The sequence below is a fragment of the Gordonia sp. 135 genome (assembly GCF_009720185.1).
Classification (GTDB): Bacteria; Actinomycetota; Actinomycetes; order Mycobacteriales; family Mycobacteriaceae; genus Gordonia; species Gordonia alkanivorans.
The window spans coordinates 74,346-98,585 of sequence record NZ_CP046257.1; the positions used below are offsets into that span (position 1 = coordinate 74,346).

The 24,240-nt window shown below is 66.6% G+C and carries 21 protein-coding genes and 5 pseudogenes; 14 read left to right on the forward strand and 12 right to left on the reverse strand.

Annotated features, from left to right (window positions below):
• The first annotated feature begins 123 nt into the window (after positions 1–123).
• From nrdH to GKZ92_RS00365, 4 genes and pseudogenes are all read left to right on the forward strand, one after another.
• Positions 124–424 (forward strand): annotated as a pseudogene (gene nrdH / locus GKZ92_RS00350) (glutaredoxin-like protein NrdH).
• A gap of 147 nt (positions 425–571) precedes the next feature.
• A complete protein-coding gene (locus GKZ92_RS00355) occupies positions 572–1,618 on the forward strand; it encodes a tyrosine-type recombinase/integrase (protein ID WP_035756103.1) in 1,047 nt (348 codons plus the stop codon).
• Positions 1,615–1,941 (forward strand): helix-turn-helix domain-containing protein, encoded by a 327-nt coding sequence (locus tag GKZ92_RS00360; RefSeq protein WP_006357307.1) that lies wholly within the window; start codon positions 1,615–1,617, stop codon positions 1,939–1,941. Before GKZ92_RS00355 ends, GKZ92_RS00360 begins: the two co-directional genes overlap by 4 nt.
• 698 nt (positions 1,942–2,639) lie before the next feature.
• The gene (locus GKZ92_RS00365; protein ID WP_006357308.1) at positions 2,640–3,767 is read left to right on the forward strand and encodes a hypothetical protein; all 1,128 of its coding nucleotides are present in this window, start codon (positions 2,640–2,642) and stop codon (positions 3,765–3,767) included.
• Positions 3,768–3,842: 75 nt separating this feature from the next.
• Here the strand turns inward: GKZ92_RS00365 and GKZ92_RS23620 are convergent.
• Positions 3,843–3,959: pseudogene (locus GKZ92_RS23620) on the reverse strand (hypothetical protein); the annotation flags it as partial.
• A 15-nt stretch (positions 3,960–3,974) separates the two neighbouring features.
• Between GKZ92_RS23620 and GKZ92_RS23990 the strand changes: the two are divergent.
• Positions 3,975–4,061, forward strand: a pseudogene (locus GKZ92_RS23990) (hypothetical protein); the annotation flags it as partial.
• 452 nt (positions 4,062–4,513) lie between these two features.
• Here GKZ92_RS23990 and GKZ92_RS00375 read toward each other — a convergent pair.
• The 3 genes from GKZ92_RS00375 to GKZ92_RS00385 form a co-directional block, all read right to left on the reverse strand.
• Positions 4,514–5,938, reverse strand: a complete 1,425-nt coding sequence (locus tag GKZ92_RS00375; RefSeq protein ID WP_230461871.1) for an adenylate/guanylate cyclase domain-containing protein — start codon at positions 5,936–5,938, stop codon at positions 4,514–4,516.
• 143 nt (positions 5,939–6,081) lie between these two features.
• Positions 6,082–6,603 (reverse strand): PaaI family thioesterase, encoded by a 522-nt coding sequence (locus GKZ92_RS00380; protein ID WP_006357312.1) that lies wholly within the window; start codon positions 6,601–6,603, stop codon positions 6,082–6,084.
• Between the two features lie 25 nt (positions 6,604–6,628).
• Positions 6,629–8,200 (reverse strand): MFS transporter, encoded by a 1,572-nt coding sequence (locus GKZ92_RS00385; protein WP_006357313.1) that lies wholly within the window; start codon positions 8,198–8,200, stop codon positions 6,629–6,631.
• Positions 8,201–8,321: 121 nt separating this feature from the next.
• On the opposite strand from GKZ92_RS00385, the gene GKZ92_RS00390 reads away from it, so the two are divergent.
• Positions 8,322–8,987 (forward strand): TetR/AcrR family transcriptional regulator, encoded by a 666-nt coding sequence (locus GKZ92_RS00390; RefSeq protein ID WP_035755443.1) that lies wholly within the window; start codon positions 8,322–8,324, stop codon positions 8,985–8,987.
• 8 nt (positions 8,988–8,995) lie between these two features.
• Here GKZ92_RS00390 and GKZ92_RS00395 read toward each other — a convergent pair.
• Both GKZ92_RS00395 and GKZ92_RS00400 read right to left on the reverse strand, forming a co-directional pair.
• Positions 8,996–9,320: pseudogene (locus tag GKZ92_RS00395) on the reverse strand (heat-shock protein HtpX).
• 64 nt (positions 9,321–9,384) lie between these two features.
• A pseudogene (locus GKZ92_RS00400) lies at positions 9,385–9,709 on the reverse strand (arsenate reductase/protein-tyrosine-phosphatase family protein); the annotation flags it as partial.
• A 400-nt stretch (positions 9,710–10,109) separates the two neighbouring features.
• Between GKZ92_RS00400 and GKZ92_RS23625 the strand changes: the two are divergent.
• Complete coding sequence (locus GKZ92_RS23625) at positions 10,110–10,307, forward strand: hypothetical protein (protein ID WP_006357317.1); 198 nt, start codon at positions 10,110–10,112, stop codon at positions 10,305–10,307.
• Positions 10,308–10,473: 166 nt separating this feature from the next.
• Positions 10,474–10,707, forward strand: coding sequence for a hypothetical protein (locus GKZ92_RS23630; RefSeq protein WP_230461872.1), 234 nt, complete (start codon positions 10,474–10,476; stop codon positions 10,705–10,707).
• A gap of 91 nt (positions 10,708–10,798) precedes the next feature.
• On the opposite strand, the gene GKZ92_RS00410 is transcribed toward GKZ92_RS23630, so the two are convergent.
• Complete coding sequence (locus GKZ92_RS00410; RefSeq protein ID WP_006357319.1) at positions 10,799–11,293, reverse strand: FBP domain-containing protein; 495 nt, start codon at positions 11,291–11,293, stop codon at positions 10,799–10,801.
• A gap of 239 nt (positions 11,294–11,532) precedes the next feature.
• Positions 11,533–12,132, reverse strand: a complete 600-nt coding sequence (locus GKZ92_RS00415; protein ID WP_006357320.1) for a flavodoxin family protein — start codon at positions 12,130–12,132, stop codon at positions 11,533–11,535.
• Between the two features lie 126 nt (positions 12,133–12,258).
• Between GKZ92_RS00415 and GKZ92_RS00420 the strand changes: the two genes are divergently transcribed.
• The 4 genes from GKZ92_RS00420 (at position 12,259) to GKZ92_RS00435 (ending at position 15,281) form a co-directional block, all read left to right on the forward strand.
• Positions 12,259–12,975, forward strand: coding sequence for a DUF72 domain-containing protein (locus GKZ92_RS00420; RefSeq protein WP_006357321.1), 717 nt, complete (start codon positions 12,259–12,261; stop codon positions 12,973–12,975).
• Positions 12,976–13,081: 106 nt separating this feature from the next.
• A complete protein-coding gene (locus tag GKZ92_RS00425) occupies positions 13,082–13,594 on the forward strand; it encodes an RrF2 family transcriptional regulator (protein WP_006357322.1) in 513 nt (170 codons plus the stop codon).
• Between the two features lie 74 nt (positions 13,595–13,668).
• Positions 13,669–14,850 carry an FAD-binding oxidoreductase gene (locus GKZ92_RS00430; RefSeq protein ID WP_006357323.1) on the forward strand — a complete coding sequence of 394 codons (1,182 nt, stop codon included), beginning with the start codon at positions 13,669–13,671 and terminating at the stop codon, positions 14,848–14,850.
• A complete protein-coding gene (locus GKZ92_RS00435; protein WP_006357324.1) occupies positions 14,847–15,281 on the forward strand; it encodes a hypothetical protein in 435 nt (144 codons plus the stop codon). Before GKZ92_RS00430 ends, GKZ92_RS00435 begins: the two co-directional genes overlap by 4 nt.
• A gap of 39 nt (positions 15,282–15,320) precedes the next feature.
• On the opposite strand, the gene GKZ92_RS00440 is transcribed toward GKZ92_RS00435, so the two are convergent.
• Positions 15,321–16,688 (reverse strand): FAD/NAD(P)-binding protein, encoded by a 1,368-nt coding sequence (locus tag GKZ92_RS00440; protein WP_035755437.1) that lies wholly within the window; start codon positions 16,686–16,688, stop codon positions 15,321–15,323.
• A 229-nt stretch (positions 16,689–16,917) separates the two neighbouring features.
• On the opposite strand from GKZ92_RS00440, the gene GKZ92_RS00445 reads away from it, so the two are divergent.
• Entirely contained in the window at positions 16,918–19,479 is a 2,562-nt protein-coding gene (locus GKZ92_RS00445) for an alpha/beta fold hydrolase (protein WP_035755436.1), read from the forward strand.
• A complete protein-coding gene (locus tag GKZ92_RS00450) occupies positions 19,476–21,368 on the forward strand; it encodes a glycosyltransferase family 2 protein (protein WP_006360573.1) in 1,893 nt (630 codons plus the stop codon). The genes GKZ92_RS00445 and GKZ92_RS00450 overlap by 4 nt, the downstream gene beginning before the upstream one ends.
• Here GKZ92_RS00450 and GKZ92_RS00455 read toward each other — a convergent pair whose 3' ends face one another.
• From GKZ92_RS00455 to GKZ92_RS00465, 3 genes are read right to left on the reverse strand one after another with little or no spacing between them, the layout of a single operon-like run.
• Positions 21,369–22,223 carry an ABC transporter permease gene (locus tag GKZ92_RS00455; RefSeq protein ID WP_042377894.1) on the reverse strand — a complete coding sequence of 285 codons (855 nt, stop codon included), beginning with the start codon at positions 22,221–22,223 and terminating at the stop codon, positions 21,369–21,371. It abuts the gene before it with no gap.
• Positions 22,220–23,074 (reverse strand): ABC transporter permease, encoded by an 855-nt coding sequence (locus tag GKZ92_RS00460; RefSeq protein WP_006360571.1) that lies wholly within the window; start codon positions 23,072–23,074, stop codon positions 22,220–22,222. The genes GKZ92_RS00455 and GKZ92_RS00460 overlap by 4 nt, the downstream gene beginning before the upstream one ends.
• Entirely contained in the window at positions 23,071–24,039 is a 969-nt protein-coding gene (locus tag GKZ92_RS00465) for a daunorubicin resistance protein DrrA family ABC transporter ATP-binding protein (protein ID WP_006360570.1), read from the reverse strand. The genes GKZ92_RS00460 and GKZ92_RS00465 overlap by 4 nt, the downstream gene beginning before the upstream one ends.
• Positions 24,040–24,240: the final 201 nt, after the last annotated feature.

Below are 24,240 nucleotides of genomic sequence, written 5' to 3' on the forward strand. Positions count from 1 at the left end.
AATCCCAGCACTTCGGTTGCGGCTCGTCAGGAACCGAAACTCCCTGAGCCGCAACCGTTGTTCGACACAGCGGAAGCCCACCGCTATGACCGCAACACCCAGCACCCCCGGCACCTACAAACGATCACCGTCTACACCAAGCCCGCGTGCGTGCAGTGCTACGCCGCCTACAGAGCCCTTGACAAGGAGGGCCTGACCTATCGGGTGATCGACATCAGCGCCGACGACGCAGCGCGTGACTACGTGATGGCCCTTGGGCTACCTGCAAGCTCCGGTGGTGGTGGCCGGCGATGGCGACTGGTCAGGATTCGGCCTCGACCGCATCAAGACACTCGGCGAACGGGATTTATTGTTCATCCAATGCATCATTGGCCGGGTGACGGAATTGGCTCTTCCAGCAGGCTTCACCGTCGGATGCTCCTGAATGCGCGCGCAAATGTCCTGGTAGGACCATTGGGTCTGTGTGCATCAATGTTGCATCTGATACAACAGTGGTGTGACGGGTGAAGATGCGGCCGGTGCGCGAAAGTCGCTGGCATCAAATGTTGTAGAGCTTGATCCTGAACGGTCTATGTTCGAGGCAATGGTGCAGGGATGGGCTCAGCAGCAACGGGCACGGTTCTTGCGTGAGTCGACGATCGGGCCACGGGTTCGGTTGGTCCAACGGTTTGCCGAGTTCACGGGGTTGTATCCGTGGCAATGGACCCCAGAAGAGGGCGAGGCCTGGGTTAGTGACCTGCGTTCGGGATCTAATCCTCTGCGGTTCTCCACGGTGCGTGGCTACCAGGTCGAGATCGGTCTGTTTTGCTCGTATCTGCTCGACCCCCGGTACGGGTGGATCTCCGAGTGCGCCAGCCGGTTTGGCCAGCCGCCGTTGCAGGTTTTTCATGAAGACAACTCTGTCATTCACGTCGCCGATTATGAGGGTGATGAGGGCCGACGGCCGTTGACGTATGACGAGACCCAGGCGCTGTTTGACGCTGCTGACGGGCGAGTCAGCCAGATCAGGGCCCTCCGCCGCAAGGGTGCGCTACCGGCGCTGCGGGACGCGGTCGCGCTGAAGTACTGCTACGCGTACGGCATGCGGCGCAGAGAGGTCTCGCGGTCCGATGTTGTTGATCTGCGCCGAAACTCGAAGTTCCCCGCCTTCGGGCGGTTCGGTGCGGTGACCGTGCGGTCCGGCAAGGCTTCTCGCGGTGGACCACCAAAACGGCGCACCGTGCTCACAGTCCCGGAAATGAGCTGGATCGTCGAGATTCTCGACCACTACCTCACCGAGATCCGCAGCGAGTTCGACCACAACGAGCACCCGGCCCTGTTTCTAACCGAACGTGGTAGCCGCCTGGGTGTGCGTGCCATCAATGCCGCATTCACTACTGCCCGCGATGCCGCCGGCCTGGACCCGAAGCTGGACCTGCATTCGCTACGCCACTCCTATGTCACCCATCTCGTCGAGTTCGACTACCCCGAACGGTTCATTCAAGAGCAGGTAGGGCATGCGCTTTCCTCAACCACTGCGGTGTACGTCGGGGTCAGCAACGAATATCGCAACGGCCTGCTGATGCAATCGATCCACGCCCGCTACGGCCGCCACTTCGACCACGGGACGACGTCATGAAACAGATCGACTACCTGTGGCACCTGCGCACCAAAATGGCTGAGCAGGGCATGTTCTCCACGACCGACCTTCAACCGCATCTGAGCGACCGCGGGATCACCTTGTCACGCGAACAGGTGTACCGGCTGGTGACCGGCCAGCCCCAACGACTGAGCATGCACACCCTGGTCGCACTGTGCGACATCCTCGAATGCACCCCCAACGATCTGATCGAGCCCCGCATCGTTGACACTTCAGCGAAGAAGGCCGCGGGTCGCGACGCGGGTGCCACCCCTATTGCGGCGCGCCGCACCACGATCCGGCGACCCCGCACAGAATCATGAACGCCGCCGCACCGCCCCATCACCCGTGCTCTGACTGTGGGCGGATCATGGTCCGTGTCAAACGCACACCCGAAGGCGGGCTGTGCCGCCGCTGCTACAACGCCCGCCGCCATGAGATGTGCGGTAGCTGCGGCAAGCAGAAGGTACCGTCCACGAGGACCGCCACGGGAGAGCCGTTGTGTGTGCATTGCGCACGGCCCAAACGGCGTTGTGCCGGATGCGGACGCATCGACCACATCAAGGCCACCAGCGATGTAGGTGAGCTGTGTCAGCGCTGCTACAACGCGCCTCAACGGCGGTGCGGGCAGTGCGGCACCGACGCGCCGATCGCGATTCGGGCCCACGCGGGCACCACCGATCTATGCCATCGGTGCGCGAGCACGCCGGAGAAGGTGTGCGGGATCTGCATGCAGTCGCATCCAGTCCATACCCATTGGCCGCTGGGCCCGGTCTGCCAGCGGTGCTACCGCGCGGCCGTGAACCACCCGAGGCGATGTGCGCAGTGCAGTACCGATCGCGCACTCATCGGGAAAAACTCTGCGGCGGATCCAATATGTGGCCCGTGCGCCGGATCGAAGGTTGGCTACGAGTGCAGGGTCTGTGGCAAAGGGGGACCGCACCACTTCGCCCAGACCTGTCACCGATGTTCGATCATCCGGCTCACACGTGAACTGCTGACCGGTCCGCACGGATCATCCGTGCCTGCAGGCCTCGAGCCACTACCTGACTATCTAGCGGACCGAGGACAACCGCAATCGACGCTGCGGTGGCTGAGCAAACCCACCACCTCGGCACTGCTCGGCAGTCTGGCCTTGATCGACGAACCACTGAGCCACAGCGCACTCGATCAGTGCCCACCCTCGTGGGGACGGCACCACCTGCGCGAGGTGCTCATCGATGCAGAACTACTGCCCGCGCGCGACGAACCGATAGAACGACTCGGGACCTGGATCACCGAAACCGCCGCCGCTCTGCCAGCACATCAGAGCGCCCTGATTGGACCGTACGGGCATTGGGCCATCTTGCGACGTGCCCGCCGCAGATCCCGCCGGCGACGATTCACCCACGCCGCCGCCGACGCAGCCCGAAACCGCATCCGCACGGCAATCACCCTGCTCGACCATCTCGATGAGAACGAATGGACGATCAGCGATCTCACTCAATCGAAGCTCGACGCCTGGACCGACGGGCAACGCCGTCGCACCAACAACATCGCCGGCTTCATCGGCTGGCTCACTCAACGCGGACTGGCCCAGAACCTATCAATCACCCGCTACACCTACCCGCCACCGTCGCAGACCGGCGACGAACACGACCACCACCGAACGATCGCAGCACTACTCTCGGGCGACACCCCGGCAGATCTGCCTACCCGCGTCGCCGGACTGTTAGTTCTTCTCTACGGCGCCCGACTGTCGCAACTGCAAAACTTGACCACCTCGTCGCTGAAGCGCCGAAAGACCCGCCGCTACATCACCCTGGCGCGCCATCCCATCGAACTACCCGACCGCCTCGCCGATCTCATCGACGTACTAGCGAGGCAAGCAACCAACAATCCGAACGCGTACACCAGAGACGGCCGCGGACACTACCTGTTGCCCGGCAGCCGAGCACACCATCCGCTACACCCGACCACCCTGAGTCGAAAGCTCACCGCCGCTGGAGTTCCCAGCCGAATCAGCCGAAACCACGCGCTCCTCGCTTTGGGCACCGACCTGCCCGCGGCGGTTCTGGCGACGCAACTCGGACTGAGCACCGCAACGACTACCGGCTGGGCCAAACTCGCCCAACGCGACTACACCGCCTACCTCCACAGCCGTGAGTAACCAAAGTAATTCGGTGGGACTGTCGGGGTCTGTCCGATATTCGGTGTAAGCGGCGGTTTCCGATTGCTCGGCGGGTCAGCGTTCTTCGGCTGCGGGCATCCGATCGGCGAACGTGATGGCCAGGGCGTTGAGCGCTGGCTTCCAGCGTACGGCCCACTTCGTCTGACCGGTACCCTTCGGGTCCAGCGACCGGCACCGGACAGAAACGATGGACAGACAATGCGGTGGAAACCAGCACTCAACGCATTCGCCATCACCTTCGCCGACCGCATGCCGGCCAGCGAGGACAACTAACCGAAAACGCCACTTACACCGTTAATCTGATACTCCCCCGAGCACTAAACACAGCTATCGGGAACTCGCGGGACTGCTCCCGATGGGCACGGCTCAGCGGCAGCAGGACGGGTCAAGAACGTGCTGCAACGCTTGCAGAACGTCAGTGTGGGCGCGGTAGTGCACATTCATGCCACGACGCTCGGGTCGAAACATGCCAGGCAACCTTGATGTGGCCCACCTGACGGCTCGAGTTGGTCCCTGTGCTCAGTGGGGCTCAATCCGGCTTGATCGTCTCCATCGTCATAGTCATATACCGGGGAAATCGAACCGTCGTAGGTTCGGGTGTTGAAGGCGTCGCGCTGTGGTTGGCGACCGTGGTGATGGCAAACCCGGCGCCAGGGTTTGCTTCGACTTCCCGACCAAGAATTCCATGCGCTGTCGGTCTCGATGCAGGTTGCGGGGGATTGCGGTCAGTTCCCTGGTGGGATGCTTTCCCAGGTTTGTGTCGGCAGGGTTCGTCCTCTGAGGGAGCAGTCGCCGTGTGGTGTCCAGTATTCGCGTTCGGGTTCGCTGGCGGCTCTGATGACGGCGTCGCTGGCGAGGATCCGTCCCGGCGTGTGTTTGGCGAGTTCGGTGAGGCGTGATGCTTCATTTACCGCGTCGCCTATGACGGTGTATTCCAGGCGCTGGTCGGTGCCGAGGTTTCCGGCGAAGACGGGGCCGGTGGCGAGTCCGATCCCGATGTCGAGTTCCCCGTGAGCCAGGACGCGGTCGCGGATCTGCCGTGCGGCGTGGAGTGCGGAGTCAGCGGCATCGGCTCGGGCGACGGGCGCCCCGAAGATGCAGAGCGCGGCGTCTCCCTCGAATTTGTTGACCAGCCCGTGGTGGCTCTCGGTTGCCGCGATCACTTCTGCGAGGAGGCGGTTGAGCTTGTCGACGAATTCTTGCGGTGAGATCTGGTGGGCGAGTGCCGTCGAGTTGGTTACGTCGACGAAGAGTGCTGTTATCTCCCGGATTTCGCCGGTCAGGTCGGCTCCTCGGTCGAGTGCGCGTTGCGCGACGTCTCTTCCGACGTGCCGTCCGAACAGGTCGCGCAATCGGTCCTGCTCCTGGAGTCCGCGGACCATGTCGTTCACGGTGGATTGCAGTACCCCGATTTCGCTGCTGTCGTCGACGGGCACACGCACGTCGAGCCGGCCTTGCCCGATGCGGCGGAGTGCACCGCGCATCTGGTGGATCGGTTGTGCGACGGCGCGGGCCAGCAGTGTTTCCGCGAGGGCTCCGGATACGAGTCCGAGGGCGGCGAGGTAGGTCGCGGCGTGGATGCGGTCGGGCGGTGCCGCATCTGGATAGTGCAGGAGCGCGATGGCCGCGGCCAATGGCAGCGCGGAGGTCAGCGCCCAGGTCAGGATCAGCCGGGAGATGACTGACGTTCGTGGTGGCGCGTGTGGGGTGTCGACGGCCAGGATCGTGGCCATCACTGGACGGAGTGCACGTTCGACGAAGAGGTAGTTGTATCCGACGGTGGCAAGTCCGCCCAATGTCATGAGTAGGGTTCCGCCGAGGGCCTCCCAGACGGGCAGGAGCGCGAAGGCCGAGCCGGACATCGCGAGGATGCCCCCGGCCCACAGAGATCCGATGAGGACGGTGGACTCGGTGGGCAATCGCAGGGTGTGGCGGGCGTGGTCGGGTGTCGGCGCAGAGGAGGTGTCCAGCCACCCGAGGCTGCGTCGACGCAGGGCGAGGACGCCTCGAACTGCGGCGAGCAGAGCCACGACCACGTAGACCGCCAGGATCTGCAGAAGCGTTCCGAGCTGGGCGCCGTATCGGTGCGGTGCGCCGCCCAGAACGATCAGCAGCGCGACGACGACGGCCCCGCCCACGCTCGAGCCCACGGTCAGCAGTGGTAGACCCCACTTCGTGCGTAACAGCACCGGAACTGGCCGGGCCGCATTGTGGGCTTCTGGTGGGTGTGGCCGGCCGGGGTGAGGACGGGCACTGGTGTGCCGCATTACCGATGCATCTTCTTTCGGTCGTGTCAGCGGTCCGGCGGGTGCGGTGACGGTCTGTCCGGCCCGTCGTGGTCGAGCGCGGAGGTGAGGCGGTCGAGTAGGTCTTGGACGGCGCCGGGGGGGCCATGTTGGGCGAAGTGCTCGATCGACACGGCGATGAACACCGCCTGGGCGGTGAACAATGCGGTGCCGTCGTCGGCGGTGGCGGTCGCCTTAAGGTGCAGTTTGCGGCCGTCGATCTCCCGGACGTGGGCGCTGATGCGCAGGGGCCGGTGCAGCGGGACGGGGGCGAGGTAGTCGACGGTGAGGCTCCGGGTCACTGCCGGGGTGCGGGCGATCCAGAGGCCGAAGCCGAACAGGTCGTCGCAGGCGGCGGCCACTGCCCCGCCGTGCGCGAGGCCGGGCGCACCGATGTGACGTTCGTCGAACGTCACATCGGTGTAGACCTCGTCGCCGGAGCGGAACACCACCAGTTGCAGGCCGGCGGGATTGTCTGGCCCGCACCCCATGCAGGTCGGCGAGTGCGGCGGCAGCGGTAGCTGGGTCATGGGCGTTCCTTCTCGACGGTGCTGGCTAGCGGCGGGCGCGGGATCGACTGCGCTGGGCCGGTTCAGCCGGGCTCCTCGATGCGCCTGCGTCCGGGGAAGCGCGGCCGGGTGCCCAGACCAGCAGAATCGCGGCACCCGCCGCCGCGATGAGTGCGAGGACGATCGCGGACTGCTCGACGCCGTGCAGGAACGCGGACTTGGCGAAGTCGGCGAGTTGCTGGCCGGCCGGTCCCGCCCGATCGGCGACCTCGAGGGCACCGGCGAGTGAGTCGGCGACCGGGCCCCGCGCCTCCGGTGGGAGCCGCGCGATCGCCGGGGCGATGTTGTGGCTGTACCCGGCGGCCAGGACACTGCCGGCGACCGCGATGCCGATCGCCGCGCCGATCTCGCGGGTGGCGTCGTTGACCGCCGCGGCGACCCCGTGCTTGTCGACCGCGGTGTCCGCGACAATAGCCGCCGTCGCCGGCGCCGCGGTCAGGCCCAGACCCGCGCTCATGATCAGCGTCGGCCACATCACGTCGACGTAGGTGGAGTCCAAATCGAGCCGGCTGATGAAGTAGAACCCCGCGGCGATGGCGAGCAGCCCGGTCACCGTCATCAACCGCAACCCCAGCCGGGTCGTCATCCACGGTGCGACCGCCGACAAGAGCACCAACGGCACCATCATCGGCGCCAAGGCCAGCGCTGAACCCAACGGGCTGTATCCAAAGATCAACTGCAGGTATTGGACGAGGACCAGGAAGACACCGAACGTCACCAGGAACTGGATGGTGATGGAGAATGATCCGCTGCCGAAGCCCCGACGGGCGAAGAACCGCACATCGAGCAGCGGATGATCCGCCCGCAACTCCCACGCCACGAACACCACTGCGGCCACCACCCCCAGCCCGAACCCGGCGACCACCACGGGATCCGACCAGCCGCGTACTGGGGCTTCGATGATAGCGAGCACCACTAGTCCGACCGCGAACACCACCGCGACCGATCCGATCACATCCATCAGCGGCGGATTTTCCTGGCGGGATTCGGGAATGGTGAAGGCACACAACAGCAGAAACACCCCCACCGCGGTCAGGCCGACGAAGATCGACTGCCACGACCAGTAGTCGAGCAGCAGCCCCGACCCGAGAATCCCCAGCAGGCCCCCGGACCCGGCGACCCCAGCCCAGATCCCGACCGCACGCCCCCGCTGCTGCTCGGGGAATCCCGCAGTCAGGATCGACAGCGTGGACGGCATCATGAACGCCGCCCCCACCCCGGCCGCTGCCCGCGCCGCGATCAACCACCACGGTGTCGATACCAACAGTGGCACCGCCGAGGCCAGCGAAAACAGCGCCAACCCCACGATCAGCACCGCCCGCCGGCCGTAGCGGTCACCCAGGGCCCCGGCGGGCAACACCAGACACGCCAACACCAGCGTGTACCCGTCGACCACCCAGGTGAGCTGGGTTTGCGTCGCCCCGGTGGCCACCGCAATGTTCGGAAGCGCGGTGTACAGGGCCGCCATTGAGGCGACCACCAGGGCCACCGACAGGCACGAGACCACCAACGTCCACTTCTGAGCCCGCGACAGCAGCACTCGACCATCGGCGGTCATGCAGCCACCTCCACTTAACGCTACAGCTGGTAGCGTTCCACTACTATGAGTATCACAATGTGGGGTGCGGGGATAGTGCCTGCGACTGATCCGAGGGCACAATTACGAGGTGAGCGAAGAGATGATCAACCAGAACACCGACGACGACGAGGACCGGCTCGTGGATCCCCGGAAGGCACGCTCACGCGCACGACTGCTCGACGCGGCGACGTCCCTGCTCTCGACCGGCGGTATCGAGGCCGTCACGATCGACGCGGTCACCAGGGCGTCCAAGGTCGCGCGGACTACCCTCTACCGGCACTTCACCGACAGCACCCAGCTCCTGGCCGCGGCGTTCGAGCGTCTGCTGCCCCCGGTCACCGCGCAGCCGGCGTCCGGAACGATCCGTGAACAGTTGATCGAACTGCTGGACCGTCAGGCCAAGCTCATCGAGGAAGCCCCCGCCCAACTGACGATGCTCGGGTGGCTGGCCCTCGGGTCCGCCCAACCCGGCACGGCCGGGGCGACACCGCATCCCGAAGAAGACCGGAACCCGGTCAGTTCGCTTCGCGCACGGGTGCTCAACCAATACCGCGAACCGTTCGACCGGATCCTGGACAGCCCCGGAGCCCAGCAGGAGCTCGGTCGCTTCGACACCAATCTCGCCCTGACCCAACTCGTCGGACCCATCGTCTTCACCCGACTCACCGCACTCCCGCCGATCGGCCCGGCTGAACGCCAGCAACTCGTCGACGACTTCCTCGCTGCACGCTCCGCGCAACGCGCGCTGACCGTGACCCCGGACTGATCTCTGATTCAGCACCCGCCCGAGGCGGCGGGCTGGGACGTCAATTCGGCGATCAGCGCCTCGACGCGGGTCTTAATCTCGTCGCGGATCGGGCGAAACGCTTCCACGCCCTGGCCCGGCCGGATCGTCAAGGACCCAGTCCTGGTAGCTCTCGCTCGGGGAAGATGGGGCAGCTGTCACCGCAGCCCATGGTGATCACACGTTTGAGGCTTGCACGGCATCGGTGGTGAGGATTTTCGGTGTCTGCGCCGTGATGTCGATGCCCACCTCGGCCATCTGCGAGCGTCCGGCGTTGTACACGCAGACGAACAACTCGCTGGGGGTGATGGACATGAATTGAGATCCCTCCGTCAGGAGGGACAGGAAGCAGATGAAAATCAGGCAGGAACGGGAGTGGTCAACTCGCGCAACAACGTTGGACCCTGGTGTCCAGGCCGTCGCGGATGGCGCGGACCGTCTCGAGAGTTTGAGCCTGCGGATCGTCGAGGGTCCGGTCGGAGGTATCGCTTGCCGGGATAGATCGCGCAGGGATCGCCGCAGCCAATCGAGACCACCACATCGGCGGCGGCCAACACATCATCGGTCAGCGGTTTCGGGTATTCGGCGCCCAGATCCAGGCCGATCTCCCTCATCGCTTCGATGACCATCGGGTTGATGGCATTGACCGGTGCCGACCCCGCCGAGCGCACGTGCACACGGCGGTGGCCGTTATGGGTACGGAGAAGTGATGTCGCCGTAAGGCACCCGCGCCCGCACTCCGGGTGCGCACCCTCCGGACCCCGGGCGTTCTTGCTAGCCCCGTGGTCGAACCCGTTTCGACGCACGTGGCATTGTTCGCCAAATCACTTGATAACGACAGTGTTCGGCTGCGAATGATTGGGCCACTCGGTTTCATAGCTCCTTACGCAAAATACTGCGGACGTGAAGCCCTAGATTAACCTTGACTCAATCACGCGAGGCGGTAAGACCTGACTGGTGAAAAGGATTGCAATACAACGCATTTCGAGCTGTACTTGAGCTACTGGGAATGGCGACTGAGAGTGTTTGTCGAATAATGCTGGTTCAAATATTGACCGTCCACCAGCCTCTACGGCCGCGTGACCGGGAAAGAAGCCGAGACGCATGCCTTCCACCGACTATGCGCAGCGGGCCGTGGCCTACTGGGCCAAGTCCGACCGGGCCTACACCGAAGGTGATCCGCGCTATGGCGACGAGCTCGCTCACTGGCCGCCCAATGCGAACAGTGGTCATACGACGACCTCGCTGGCGTCAGCAGCGACGTCGCCTAACCACCGACACGGACAAGAAGACAGCAGGTGATCGTCATGGCCGACAAACCCGAGGTCGCACCCTCTGATGCGCCGCAACCGCTGGCGACCGCGATCGAACCGCTGTGCGAGGTGTAAACCGAGACGACCTCACCCTCACCGGCACTACCGGGGACGACACCGCCGAGGTCGACAACACTCTCGCCCTGGAGCTGGACATGCTCACCGCGTTGTTGTGGGCACCGCCGGCCCGGGGCCGCCAGGTGGTCGGGGCGTTGATCGGGTCCCGTGCCGACCGCGACGCCGGCACCACCAGCACGGTTCTTCCCGCTGGCAGAGTGGTGTTCTTCAATGCCGTGCATCAGAACGTGTTCGACACCGCCGTGGCCTTGCTCGACGAAGGTAGCCCCGCCACACCCGTTCTGGTCAACGCGCGGTTTGCCGATCGATGACTCACCACCCGCACCCGCAGCGTCATGCTCGAGATCGCCTCATCCCGGCACGGCCGCCCCGTCGCCGATAGTGCCGACTTGGGAGTGGCGTCTACGTCGGCGTGCCGACCACGCGTCCGGCGAAACCGTCGAGGCGTGTGCGCAACGACTGGATTCGCTGTTGCCGGACCGCGTCGGGGTCATGCCCGCCGAACACCGGCGGGGGCTTCATCCGCACGTTCTTCGAGCATTCGAAGTTCGAACAGATCAGGGTGCCGATGGTGTCGCCCTTCCGGCCGGCGGCGCCGGCGGACTTGGCACTGAAGAAGGCGACGTCGTTGGGCAGCAGGACGTCCTCGCAGAACGAACACAGCGGTCGTTTGCGCGGCTGGCGTCCGCCCAGGCGGAGCATGATGCCGACGGGCTCGTCGTCGGTCGGGATGACGAGGTAGCCGATCATCGGCTGCTTGGGATCCCGCCAGCCGACGAAATCCTTGCTCTCCCAGTTCAGTTCCTTGAAATCGGGCGGCAGGACGAGTGACTTGCGTTCGCGGACGGTCGCATTGACGAAGGATCCACGGATCTCGGATTCGGTCAGGGCATGCATGAGTGAGAAACACCTCGGGTGTCGTGGGAGGAATGAGGGCACGCGTCGACCGGCGCGGTCCGCAGATGCGGTACTCACGCCGGTCGGGGCAGGTCACTCAAGCGCCGGCGTGCAGGACGCCGACGACCTCCTCACGCCCGGTGGGCGACGACACGGAATGCATGGTTCCGATGCTCGCGCGCGTGCGCCGCTCTGTCAACGCATTAACGCGAGCGATCGGGAGGGCAGGACCGGCCTTGTCATCCGGCCAACAGACCGGCGACCTTCACGACTCGCTGTGCCAGGTGGGCGAGGGCGGCCTTGGTCGGGTCGTCGAGGTCGTTCTTGTTCTCCGGGCCGGTGACATGTGAGACGCCGTACGGGTTCCCGTCGGCGAACTTCAGTCCGTCGGTGTAACCGGGCGGTACGAGAATGCCGCCGAAATGCATGAGCGAGGTGTACAGCCCGACGAGTGTCGTCTCCTGCCCGCCGTGTGCGGTCTGGCTCGAGGTGTAACCGGCATAGGCCTTGTCGGCGAGCTTTCCCTCGGCCCAGAGTCCGCCCAGTGAGTCGATGAAGGTCTGGAACTGCGACGCTGTACTGCCGAATCGGGTCGGGGAGCCGAAGATGACGCCGTCCGCCCAGACGATGTCGTCGCCGGTGGCGGTCGGTAGATCCTTGGTCGCCTCGTAGTTCGCCGACCAGGCAGGGTTCTCCGCGAAGCTCGCCGGGTCGCGGGTCTCCTGGATGTGGCGGACCCGCACCTCGGCTCCGGCCGCCTCGGCAGCGGTCTTCAGTTCGTCAGCCATGGCCGTGCCGTGTCCGGTGGCCGAGTAGTAGATGATCGCCAGTTTCGTCATGTCACTCCTGTCTCGGTGGTTGCGACTTTCCGTAGGCGGGTACCCGTGTTCGGTGATGCGACACCCACACGCGCGAAAAGCCGTCGACGGGATTCGTCACCCGTCGACCGGCGGATAGGTGGAGCGATGCTGCACATCGGCACCTCGGGCTGGCAATACAAGGACTGGCGCGGCGCGTTCTACCCACAGAAGCTCCCGCAGCGGGAATGGTTGAACTACTACGCGGAGCGGTTCACGACGGCCGAGGTCAACAACACCTTCTACCGACTGCCGGAGAAGACTGTGTTCGAGAACTGGGCCGCGACGGTGCCCGCCCACTTCCGGATGGCTACGAAGATGAGCCGCTACCTGACGCACGTGAAGCGGTTGAAGGAGCCGGCCGAGCCCGTCGAGCGTTTCCTCGACCGTGCCGCCGGCCTCGGCACCAAGCTCGGGCCCGTCCTCCTACAACTCCCGCCCAACTTGCAGGCGCAACCCGACTCCCTGGACGCCACCTTGAAGCTGTTCCCGGACACCGTCCAGGTCGCCGTCGAGCCTCGCCACGAATCCTGGTGGACCGACGAGGTGCGCGACGTGCTCGAACGTCACAACGCCGCCCTGTGCTGGGCCGACCGGAAGAGTCGATCCCTCACCCCGCTGTGGCGGACGGCCGGCTTCGGATACCTGCGCCTGCACGATGGCCCCGCCAAGCGGCCGATGAGTTACGGAACCCGCGCCATCGACAGCTGGCTGCGTCGATTATGGGACACGTTCGACGACGAGTGCGACGTCTACGTGTACTTCAACAACGATCCGGGGTGCGCCGCGATTGACAACGCACGCACCATGATTCGCCGAGCATGAACCCTGGGGATACCGGTCGCGACGATCGACGACGCGTCCGCCGAGTGAGCGAGAACACGCCCATTTAATTGGTATTCGGGATGCCGATTTATGGTCTACTTGCGACATGCAGCTGACACGCTTCACCGACATCGGCCTCCGGGTCGTGATGCGGCTCGCCGTCGCTGGTGAACAACCGGCCGGTGAACAATCGCCCGGTGAACAGCGTGGGGCTGCAACACCTCTCACCACGAAGGATCTCGCGGCAGAGCTCGCCGTCCCGTACACGCATGTCGCCAAAGTCGTCGGCAGGCTGTCGGAGATGGGCGTCGTCCACGCGCGCCGCGGCCGTACCGGTGGTCTGACGATCACCGACCTCGGCCGCGAAGCGCGCGTGGGCTGGCTCGCGCGATCCCTCGAGGGTGACGGGGAGGTTGTCGATTGCGAAGGCCCGCAGCCGTGCCCGCTCCGGCGCGGATGCCGTCTGCGGGGAGCGCTCGCCCGTGCGGCCGCCGCCTTCTACGAGAGCCTCGACGCCGAGACCGTCGCCGACCTCGCCGCCGAGCCGACCACCGCGGTGCTGCTCTCGCTGTCGACGCGGCCACCGCAAGTGGATGGACCGCTCCAGGCGGAGCGGTAGCGACACGCCCACAAAGACTTCCGGCCACACGCCGGAACTCCTATCCCGATGAGCAAGTGAACAAAGGAGTTCTCATGCTGTCCGACACCCAACGCGCCACTCTCGCGGCGACCCTGCCCGCAGTCGAGGGGGCACTCCCGGAGATCACCCCGCGGTTCTACCGCGGGCTCTTCGACGCGCATCCGACGCTGCTGGACAACATGTTCAACCGGACTCACCAGAAGTCCGGTGAACAGCCGCAGGCCCTCGCCGGCTCGGTCGCCGCCTTCGTGCGCCTCCAGCTCGAACCCGACGTCCGGCGTCAGCGGTTCATCCTGGACCGGATCGCGCACAAGCACGCGTCGCTGGGCGTCACCGCCGATCAGTACAAGGTCGTCCACCAGCATCTGTTCGCGGCGATCGTCGAGGTTCTCGGCGAAGCCGTCACGCCAGAGGTCGCCGATGCCTGGGACCAGCTGTACTGGGACATGGCCGACCTGCTCATCGCCTCGGAATCCGACCTGTACGCCGCCGCGGGTGTCGAGCCCGGCCAGGTGTGGCGTGAGGTCACGGTCAGCGACCGCGTGCAGGTTTCGCCCGACACCATTGCGCTGACCCTGGCCCCGGTTGAGGGTGAACTACCGAAGTTCCACCCCGGACAGTACATCTCGGTCCAGGTTCCGCTGAGCGACGGCGCGCAGCAGATTCGTCAGTACAGTCTGACGGGCTCGCCCGACGATGCCGAGTGGCGTTTCAGCGTGAAGCTCGCCGGCGAGGTCTCGGCACACCTGCACGAGCACGTCTTCGAAGGCGACACCCTGAGGGTCAGCACCCCGTTCGGCGACCTCACCCTGCCCGACGACGATGCCCCGCTGCTGCTCGCCTCGGCCGGGATCGGGTGCACGCCGGTGATCGGCCTCCTGACCGCGCTGGCAGAGAAGGGCGATGCCCGGCCGGTGACGGTCCTGCACGCCGACCGTTCCCGCGACCGCCAGCCGCACCGCGGAATGCTTGCCGCGCTCGTGGATTCGCTGCCCACCGGCCGACTGATCCAGTGGTACGAGAACACCTCGCCGCACATCGTCTCCGATTCGGTCCGAGTCGGCCACATGACGTTGGACAATGTCGAGGTGCACCCCGAATCCAACGTCATGCTCTGCGGCCCCACCGGATTCCTGTCCTCGATGCGCGAGGAGTTCCTCGGCCGCGACATCGCGGAGAGCCGGATCCACTACGAGACCTTCGGCCCGGAACTGCTGCGGTCGAGCGCGCGATGAGCACCTCCGCGGCGGTCGTCACCGCGCTCACCTTCGTGTGGCTCGGCATGGTCTTCGCGATCTCGTTCCTGGAGGCGCCGCTGAAGTTCCGGGCGCCGGGCGTGACCCTGCCCATCGGTCTGGGGATCGGGCGACTGGTCTTCCGCGCACTGAATGCCGCCGAGGTCGTCTGGGCGGCCGCGATTCTGATCGCCGTCGTGCTCGGTTCGTGGCCCGGGGTGGCCACACCGATTGCCGCAGGCGTGGCGATCGCAGCCCTGGTCATCCAGCTCGTGGCAGTACGGCCGGCCCTCGCCAAGCGGTCCGACGCCGTGCTGGCCGGATATGAGGGTCCGCGTAGCTCAGCTCATCTCGTCTACGTGGCCTTCGAAGTGATCAAGGTGGCCGCGCTCATCTGGCTCGGCACCGCAGTATTGGTGAGCGCGTCCTGATCGGGGCGCCCCGACGGAGCGAACCCGGTTGGTCGTCGCTCATCGGTGGCTGGTGACGTCACCGATGAGCGACGCGGCCAAGTCCTCTGCTTGAGTGCGGATCTCGGGTACGGCGGTGGTCTCCCAGAGCTCGCCGCGGCGCAGCGAGCCGAGAGTCCAGATCGGACCCGGGTGGCCGTCCGCGTCGAGGACGTGCCCGTCGTCGGTGACCAGGCCCAGGCCGAGCGCATCGGTGGTCGCGATCCCGGCGTCGAGAACCGAGTCCAGGACGGGATTACCGAGTTCTCGCACGTCCGACTGCGGACCGGTGCAGTTCACGATCCATGCATAGGTGCGTTCGTCGTCGCCGGTCGTGACGGTGAGACCACCGGGGACCGCGTCGACGCGGTTGATCCGTCCAGAGCGCACGACGAGGCGTCCCGATCGCCGGGCCTCGTCGACGAGTTTGCCGCTCGACGGGGGCATCCGGTGCCGACGCACAAGCCAGTCGCCGGCAAGTTCGCGGACGAAGGTGCCGCGGTCCGCCTCGTCGAGCCGGGCCCACAGTTCGGCAACGCGGTAGCGCACACCGTCGACGCCGGGCCGCCAGTTCCCCAGCAGGCGTTCGATTCTCGCGACATGGGTGGCGACCGCGGCACGGATCTCGTCGAGGCTGTCACCCCAGGTCGAGGTGTCGGGGACGACTTCGCCGAGGTAGGTGTCGGCATGCCGCCGGGGGAGTCGGCCGCCGCGTGAGATGGCCTCGACGCGACGGTTGCCGCCCGACTTGAGCAGGCTGATCGCCACGTCGACCATCGTGAGGCCGGTGCCGACCACGAGGACGTCACCGTCGTCGGTCACCACTGGTTCGAGGGCGTCGGGCAGCCACGGGTTGGCGACGTACCGGGGTTGATCGCTCAGGTCGCAGGGTGCCCAGCCGTCCCCGACACCCGGGAGTCCGGTCGCGAGCACCAGCCGGTCGCCGTCGACGACGGTTCCGTCCGAGGTAGTCACCCGAACTCCCTGACCGACGGCGGTGACCCCGACCGCGCTTTCCCGGACGTGCCGGACACTCAGCCGGCCGCCGGCGCGCTCGCACGCCTCCGCCAACCGGGTCCGCAGATAGCGCGCCCACTGTGCGCGCGGTGCGAAGAAGTAGTGCGCTTCGTCGCCGGAGACGAGCCCCTCGGCACGGCACCAGTCCACGAAGTCGAACCGCTCATCCGGGTCCACCGACATCCCTGAGGCCGGGACGTTCAGCAGGTGGGCGGGATCCTTGGTGCCGAACGCGGGACCCGCGACCTGGCCGGTCGGGTCCACGACGACGACCTCGAGTGCTTCGGCCCGGTCACCCGCAGCGACCAGGCGAGCCAGGTGGAACACGACCAGGGAACCGGCGGCGCCCGCGCCGACCACGATCACGCGCATCAGCCGACCCCGGCGCCGACGGCGCGGGACAAGACGGATCCGCTGCGTGGACGGGGACGCTTTTCGAGCACCGGTACTTCTTACAGCAGGCCGGCCGATCCGTCCTGAGGAGGAGCGGTCGCCAGGGTCGGCGATCACGCGGCGTACGTCGGTGACCCTGCCGACAATACGGACAGCGGATTAGGTAGCCTAACCTAACTATGCACGCCCTTAGGCCGGTAGTCGCCCCATGACCAGGATCGATCCGGCGACCTCCGCGACGATTCCGGCCACGGCCGAGAACTCCGACGAGAGTGTCGTCGCCCTGTGGCGGAACACGGCGACACAATGTGGCGACGCGGTCGCCGTCCGGACCCCCGAGGCCTCCATCAGCTACCGCGACGCGGTGAACCGCACCGATGATCGCGGACGCGCCATCGCCGCCGCGATGACCGAGCCGGGACGACCGGTCGCCGTCGACGTCGAGTCCGACATCGACTCCGTTCTCGCGATCTTCGCGGTGCTCACCTCGGGACACCCGGTGATCCTGGTCGACCCCTTTCTGCCCGACGACCGCCGAGACCACATCCTCGAACTCTCCGGAGCTCAGCGGATGTCCCCGGCCGACATCGCTGCGCTTCCGTCGTCGGACACTCCGCTCGCGGTGCCCGCGCCCGACGCCCCGGCCGTACTGATCTTCACCTCCGGTTCCACCGGTAAGCCCAAGGGCGTGACGCTTCCTCATCGTTGGGCCCTCGGGATGGCGCTCGACGGCATGACCTTCATGCGCTTCGAAGACGAGGACAAGGCGACGGCGCTGTTACCGCTGAGCTTCGGTGCGGGCGTCGACTGTCTGCTGATGTCGTTGCTCAACGGGTCGACGCTGCTGCTCTGGGACGTCCGCCGACGTACCACCGAGGGGCTCTGCGACTGGCTGCGCCAGGAACGGGCGACGACGGTCCACTGCACGCCGTCGCTCCTGAGGTCCTGGCTCGCCGACCTCGGTCCCGGCGATGTGATCGAGAGCGTGCGTCTGGTGTCGACCTGTGGCGAACCGGTCCACTCCGGCGACGTCGAGCGCGTCCGCGCGACCATTTCACCGGCCGGGGTGTTCTGCAGCTGGTCGGGGTCGTCGGAGACGGCCAATCTCGCGTTCAACCTCTTCCCGCCGGATCGGCCCGTTCCCCCTGGTGCGGTCCCGGTCGGCACGCCCGCGTCGAAGAAGTCCGTCCGCATCGTCGACGAGGCGGGCCACGATGTCCGGACCGGGTCGACCGGTGAGGTCGTCGTCGAATCGGAGTACATCGCGTCGGGCTACTTCAACAATCCCGCGCTGACCGCAGCCAAGTTCGAGAACCTGCCCGACGGGCGCCGCCGCTACCGGACGGGCGATCTCGGTCGGTTCGACGGCGAGGGCCGGCTGCATCTGCTCGGGCGACGCGACGACGCGGTCAAGATTCGCGGCTACCTCGTCGAACCCATCGAGGTGGAGGCAGCTCTACGAGCTCTGCCGTGGACCGTCGACGCGGTGGTCACCGCCGACCGGGACACCGCACAGCTCATCGCGCACGTCGCCGTCGCCCCGGACAAGTGGACGCCGTCGCCGGCCGAGATCCGGACCGCGCTCGCGAAGACGCTGGCACCGTGGATGATCCCGCGTGACGTGGTGGTTCTGACCTCGCTGCCCCGGAACGAGCGCGGCAAGGTCGACCGCGCCGCCCTTCCGCCCGCACCGCCGCGGACACCCGAACCCGTTCGCGGACCGACCGAGTCGACCCTCATGCACATCTGGTGCGACATCCTCGGACTCGAGACCGTCGGGCGCAACGAGGATTTCGTCTCGCTGGGCGGTGACTCGCTCGCCGCCGCGAAGATGCTCGCCGAACTTCGCGACCGCTGGCTCGTCGACATCTCGACCGCGGACTTCGCCGGCACCCCGACCATCGCCGGCCTGTCCGAACTCCTCGACGCCGCTCATCGGGACCGCGCCCGCTCGGTCACCGGTGCCACGATCATCCGGCTCCGCGAGGGGACCGGCACCCCCGTCTTCGTGATGTCCGGCGCGGGAACACCTGCGGCCAGCCTGCTGCCACTGGCCCGTGAGATCGATGGGGATGCACCGGTTTACGGCCTGCAGGCCCATGGACTCGAGAAGCGCGGTCGGGCGGACCGGACGATCCGTGCCGCCGCACGACGCGCGGTGAAGGACATCGAGTCGATTCAGGCCGACGGCCCGTACCGCCTCGTCGGGTACTCACTCGGCGGCTTCGTCATGCTCGAGGCCGCGACGATCCTCGACGGCCGCGACGAGCGCTGCGAATCGGTGATCATCCTCGACTCCCGGTTCGAGCCCGAGCTGGTCGAGCGCATCGGTGGCCGCATGACCGATGACACGGGCGCCGACGATCCCGCGAGACTGCCCGACCGCACCGGCACTGACGATGCAGAACGTGCGTCGAACTCGCAGTCGCTCCAGATCCGGTGGACACGCCTGGTGATGCGCGCCCTGGTCGTGACCGCCGGCTGGTGGAACCTCCCGACGACCCTGCAGTGGAACGTCTTCTGGGATCTCGGTCGTCAGCAGATCCGGCGCCACCGGCCGACGCCGTACCGGGGTGACATCACCTTGATCCGCGCCGCTGAGAACCCCGACCATCCCGACACCTGGGCGCGGATGGTGACCGGTCGCATGCGCACCGTCACGGTCGCCGCCGACCATCACGCGATGATGCGTGCTCCGCACGTGACCGCCACGGCCGCCGCGGTGTCGGCCGCTCTCTATCTCACCGACAACGAAGGAACCCCGTCATGACCGTGGTCGCCGTCATCCCCACCTTCGAGCCGACGCGAGAACTCGTCGATTCCGTGGCGAATGTTCTCCGGCAGGTGGATTCGGTGATCGTCGTCGACGACGGATCGCCGTCGCTGACGACCGACCCGCGGGGAGCCGTGCGGACCGTCCTCGACGACTGCGCGGCGGCCGGTGCGACTGTGCTCGAGTCGGGATCGAACCAGGGCATCGCACACGCTCTCAACCAGGGTGTCCGTGAGGCGCTTTCGCGAGATGCCGACGCCGTCCTCACCCTCGACCAGGACACCTCACTCGAACCGGACTACGTCCGACGGGCCGTCGATCACCTTGAACTGGCCAAGTCGCTCGGACTGTCGGACGTGATGGCATCGCCGGCCTACATCAACGACGACGTGGCCCCGTTCTGGTTTGCCGTCGAGGGGCTGACCCTGGCTTTCGAGCCCTTGCAGTCGGGCCTTCTCGTCACGCGTAGCCTCTTCGAGAAGATCGGTCTGTTCGACGAGTCGCTGTTCATCGACTGCGTGGAAACCGAGTTCTACCTGCGCGCCCGCGCAGCCGGCGGCCACGCACTCATCGTGCCGGGCAACCGGATTCGGCACCGACTGGGACGGGCCGCAACATGGACCCCGCCGCGGCCGCTTCGATGGTTGCTCCGTGGCCGGGGCGCGGGCGCCGCCGTCGAGTTCACCGAGGATGCGCCGTTCCGGCACTACTACATCGCCCGCAACCGAGCGGTTCTGTACCGCCGCTACTCGCGGACCGAACCCCTCTGGAGTGCCGCGTCGGTCGCGAAGGACGTCATCGCCCGGGGGCGCGCGATGCTCATCGGCACCGACCGACCCGCACGTGTCTACCTGACCTGTGCGGGCCTCCGCGCAGCCGCCGCCGGCGAGACCGGCCGCATACCCGACCGGACGTTGGGCCGCGCCCACGGTCTGACGGGAGGCGATCGAGAGAATGAAGTGGAGAAACCGCGGGTGACCGAACGCTGCGAGGACGTCGAACGTCCGCTTCCCGAGTTGGTGTCGGTCGTGATCTCGGCACTCGACTGCGTCGACGTCATCGACATCCAGCTCGAGGCACTGGCGGCCCAGACCTATGAACGCCCCTTCGAGGTCATCATCGCGGACAACGGATCCACCGACGGATTACGGGAACACGTCGAACACCACTCATTGCGGGAGCGCCTCCGGATGCGCTGGGTTGACGCCTCCGCGGTGCGAGGGATCTCGTACGCCCGGAACGCCGGCGTGGCCTCGGCCGACGGTGACTTCATCGCGCTGTGCGACGCCGACGACCGCGTGTATCCGGAGTGGCTCACCGAATTGACCGCGGTCGCAACGCGTCATTCGGCGGTGGGCGGCGGGCTCGAGACCCATTCGCTCAACTCGCCGGAGGTCCAGAGTTGGCGCCAGATGCTGCCGGCCGATGAACCGTACGCCCTGCAGGGATTCCTGCAGGTGCATCCGACCTGCAATGTCGGGGTCTGGCGGGACGTGTACGAGCGGGTGGGCGGCTTCGATGTCGACTATGTGAACGCCGCAGAGGACTCCGATTTCCTGATCCGGGTCCAGTTGTCCGGGGGGACACTCGGTCTCGCTCCCAAGGCGCTCGTCGCCTACCGTCTGCGGGATACGCTCGCGGGCCTATGGCGACAGTCGGTGACGTGCGGGATGGGCACGGTCCAGCTGTATTCCGACTATCGCCACTACGGGATGCCGCGCTGGCCGTGGTACGTGACCCTCGACATGTTCCTCTTCATTTTGATCCGGAATCCGTTGCTACCCACGGTGATCACCCGAGTGCCGACCGGCAGGTGGCTGTTCACGGCCGGCAACTTCCTCGGCCGGATCAAGGGCAGCATCAAGTACCGCTGCTACTACGGCTGATCATCGTCCCGCCGCCCGCCGGTAGCCGGCGAGCGTCGGCCGCGTGAAGAACAGCAGCAGCGCGGCCGACCAGGCGACGGTGAGCAGGAGCGGTTCGGCGATCGGTCCACCGGCGGCCAACCCGCGGATCGCGTTGACCGCGCAGCTGAGCGGCTGATACTCGACGATCGGCTGCAGCCACCCCGGATACGACTCGGCGGGAACGAAACCCGTGTTGAAGAACATCGCGAGGTTGGTGCCGATGGCCACCCATTCGACGATGTGCGAGTCCCGGCTGAGCAGGGCGAGGGCGGTCACCATGATCGAGAAGGACAGCCCGAAGACGAGGGTGATCCCGAGGATCGCGAGATAGCCGACAACGCCTGACTCGATCCGGAAGCCGATGATGGTGCCGACCGCGAGGACAGCGCTGACCGTGACGACGACGCGGACCGCCTCGGCCAGCAGGCGTCCGACCATCGCCGACGCGCGGTGGACGGGCAGAACCCACATCTTGGTCAGCAGCCCCGAGGTGCGTTCCCTGCGGAGCCCGAGACCGCTGATCGACGCACCGGACATCGCACCGACCAGCGCCACCATCGGGACCATGCCGAAGACGCTCGACGTCCCGGAGTGGGCGCTGACCGATCGGTCCAGTACCAGCCAGAACATCAGGACCATGATCGCCGGGAACAGCAGGGACTGCAGGAGCGTCACCGGATCGGTCGCCCACTTCACCAGGATCCGTTCGGCCTGGATCGTCGAGCCGCGGACCAACGCGCGCGTGGTGGACTCGGCGGTCCATTCCTGGCGCGGCGGGAACCCCAGAACGTCCGGGGAATAGGCGGCAGTTCGGCTCACGGGTACACGAGTCATGGGTACAGCCGCCGGTGGGTCTGGGTGTGATGGGCGAGGAAGACGAAGACCACGGCCAGCGCGCCGAGCCAGATCAGCGCCGGCAGGGCGGTCGACATCATCGGGTTCCCGTCGGCGAGTTCCCGCATGGTGGCGGCGAAGTGGGAGATCGGCTGGTTCCGGGCGAACGGTTGCGCCCACTCGGGGAATCCCGACTCCGGCACGAAGCCGGTCGACAGCAGGCCGAGTACCAGTTGCGGAAGCAGGAGCAACTGGGAGGTGGCCTCCGGATTCCGGGCGATCAGGCCGAGCGAATCCGCGCCGATCGCCAGTACCACCGCGACCGCGAGCGCGAATCCGACGAAGGCAAGAGTGTCGAGTATCCCGCCGTCGAACGAGAAGCCCAGCAGCGCACCGAAGACCAGTGCTGCCGTGATCGAGACCACCGAACGGATCAAGGAGACGGTCATCCTCGAGGCAAGCGGCACCAGGGCCCGCACCGGCATCGACGCGAGTCGCCGGTTCATCCCGCGGAGCTTGTCGAGGGTTGCGCGCTGGGCGGCGGCCATCGCGGTGAAGGCGACGGCCTGCAGCACGATGATCGGCGTCAGGAACTGTGCGTAGTCGATGCCCCGGTCGGCCATCACCAGACGGAGCGGTAGGTAGAAGCCGAGCGCGAAGACCAGCGGCATGACCACCGCGACCGCGAACTCGCCCTCGGCCCACGCCGACCGGACGCCGCGGTCGGTCATCGTCGACCACTGCCGGAGAAAGGGCCATCTCCGTGAGACGACGGACGGGTCGCGGTCGGCGGGCCAGTCGATCCGGGAGAAGGCGTGCGTCTCCCGGTCCGCGGGGTGAGTGGTCGTCATCGCGGTGCATCCTCGGTGGTGCCGCTCGGCGAGCCGGTGAGGGTGAGGAACACGTCGTCGAGAGAGGGGTTGCGCAAGCCGACGTCGGTGAGCCGGATCTCCGCGTCCTTGGCGATGGCGATGACTGCACCCATGGTCTCGACACCGTCGGTGGTGGGGAGGGTGATCGTCGTCTCATCGGCGACCGTCTGCCTCGGGTCGACGCCGAGTCGGGTGCGCAGCAGCCCACACATCTCGTCGGACCGCGACGGATCGTCGAGGACCACCTCGCAGTAGGCGCCGCCGACCTTCCGCTTGAGCTGCTCGGCGGTGCCCTCGGCGACCACTCGGCCCTTGTCGAGCACGATGATGTTGTCGCTGAGGCGATCGGCCTCCTCGAGGTACTGCGTCGTGAGGAGCGTCGTGATGCCGTCGGCCTTGAGGGCTTCGACCAGCGCCCACACCGCCTGGCGGCTGCGCGGGTCGAGTCCGGTGGTGGGTTCGTCGAGGAACACGACCTCGGGCCGGATCACCAGTCCGCAGGCGATGTCGAGGCGTCGTCGCATGCCGCCGGAGTACGAGAACACCGGTCGCTTGCCGAACTCGGCGAGATCGAACTGCTCGAGCAGGTGGTCGGCGCGCTCGCGGGCGGCACCGCGTCGTAGGCCTTGCATCCGGCCGAAGAAGATGAGGTTGTCCCGGCCGCCCAGCGTCTCGTCGAGCGCTGCGTACTGGCCGGTCATCGAGATGGCCTCGCGGACCCCGCCGGGGTTCCGGACGACGTCCTGGCCGGCGACCGTGGCCGAGCCGGAGTCGGGGGTGATCAGGGTGCAGAGGATGTCGACGAGTGTGGTCTTACCTGCGCCGTTGGGTCCGAGGATGCCCAGGACGCTGCCGCGCGGCACCTCGAAGGAGATTCCGCGGACCGCGTGGACGTCACCGAAGGATTTGGTGACGGCGTCCACCCGCACGGCAGGTTCGGTCATCACATCTCCTGAATCGTCGGGCGTCGGCGTACGGCAGGTCCGGCGGGTCTCGTTGGCAGCACCAGGCCGTGTTAAGGTTAGCCTGTGCTAAATCCCGACGGGCAACCCACATGTTCTCGTGGGCCGCATGCCGTGAACTCGGGAGGTTCACCACCGGCGGTCCGCATGTGACGCCGACGAACCACGGCCGTCGAGCCGTCT

Coding starts and splice junctions, on each gene's coding strand:
- GKZ92_RS00355 (WP_035756103.1), top strand. CDS start 572: ATGTTCGAGGCAATGGTGCAGGGATGGGCTCAGCAGCAACGGGCACGG.
- GKZ92_RS00360 (WP_006357307.1), top strand. CDS start 1,615: ATGAAACAGATCGACTACCTGTGGCACCTGCGCACCAAAATGGCTGAG.
- GKZ92_RS00380 (WP_006357312.1), bottom strand. CDS start 6,603: ATGACCCAGCTACCGCTGCCGCCGCACTCGCCGACCTGCATGGGGTGC.
- GKZ92_RS00385 (WP_006357313.1), bottom strand. CDS start 8,200: ATGACCGCCGATGGTCGAGTGCTGCTGTCGCGGGCTCAGAAGTGGACG.
- GKZ92_RS00390 (WP_035755443.1), top strand. CDS start 8,322: ATGATCAACCAGAACACCGACGACGACGAGGACCGGCTCGTGGATCCC.
- GKZ92_RS23625 (WP_006357317.1), top strand. CDS start 10,110: ATGCCTTCCACCGACTATGCGCAGCGGGCCGTGGCCTACTGGGCCAAG.
- GKZ92_RS23630 (WP_230461872.1), top strand. CDS start 10,474: ATGCTCACCGCGTTGTTGTGGGCACCGCCGGCCCGGGGCCGCCAGGTG.
- GKZ92_RS00410 (WP_006357319.1), bottom strand. CDS start 11,293: ATGCATGCCCTGACCGAATCCGAGATCCGTGGATCCTTCGTCAATGCG.
- GKZ92_RS00415 (WP_006357320.1), bottom strand. CDS start 12,132: ATGACGAAACTGGCGATCATCTACTACTCGGCCACCGGACACGGCACG.
- GKZ92_RS00420 (WP_006357321.1), top strand. CDS start 12,259: ATGCTGCACATCGGCACCTCGGGCTGGCAATACAAGGACTGGCGCGGC.
- GKZ92_RS00425 (WP_006357322.1), top strand. CDS start 13,082: ATGCAGCTGACACGCTTCACCGACATCGGCCTCCGGGTCGTGATGCGG.
- GKZ92_RS00430 (WP_006357323.1), top strand. CDS start 13,669: ATGCTGTCCGACACCCAACGCGCCACTCTCGCGGCGACCCTGCCCGCA.
- GKZ92_RS00435 (WP_006357324.1), top strand. CDS start 14,847: ATGAGCACCTCCGCGGCGGTCGTCACCGCGCTCACCTTCGTGTGGCTC.
- GKZ92_RS00440 (WP_035755437.1), bottom strand. CDS start 16,688: ATGCGCGTGATCGTGGTCGGCGCGGGCGCCGCCGGTTCCCTGGTCGTG.
- GKZ92_RS00445 (WP_035755436.1), top strand. CDS start 16,918: ATGACCAGGATCGATCCGGCGACCTCCGCGACGATTCCGGCCACGGCC.
- GKZ92_RS00450 (WP_006360573.1), top strand. CDS start 19,476: ATGACCGTGGTCGCCGTCATCCCCACCTTCGAGCCGACGCGAGAACTC.
- GKZ92_RS00455 (WP_042377894.1), bottom strand. CDS start 22,223: ATGACTCGTGTACCCGTGAGCCGAACTGCCGCCTATTCCCCGGACGTT.
- GKZ92_RS00460 (WP_006360571.1), bottom strand. CDS start 23,074: ATGACGACCACTCACCCCGCGGACCGGGAGACGCACGCCTTCTCCCGG.
- GKZ92_RS00465 (WP_006360570.1), bottom strand. CDS start 24,039: ATGACCGAACCTGCCGTGCGGGTGGACGCCGTCACCAAATCCTTCGGT.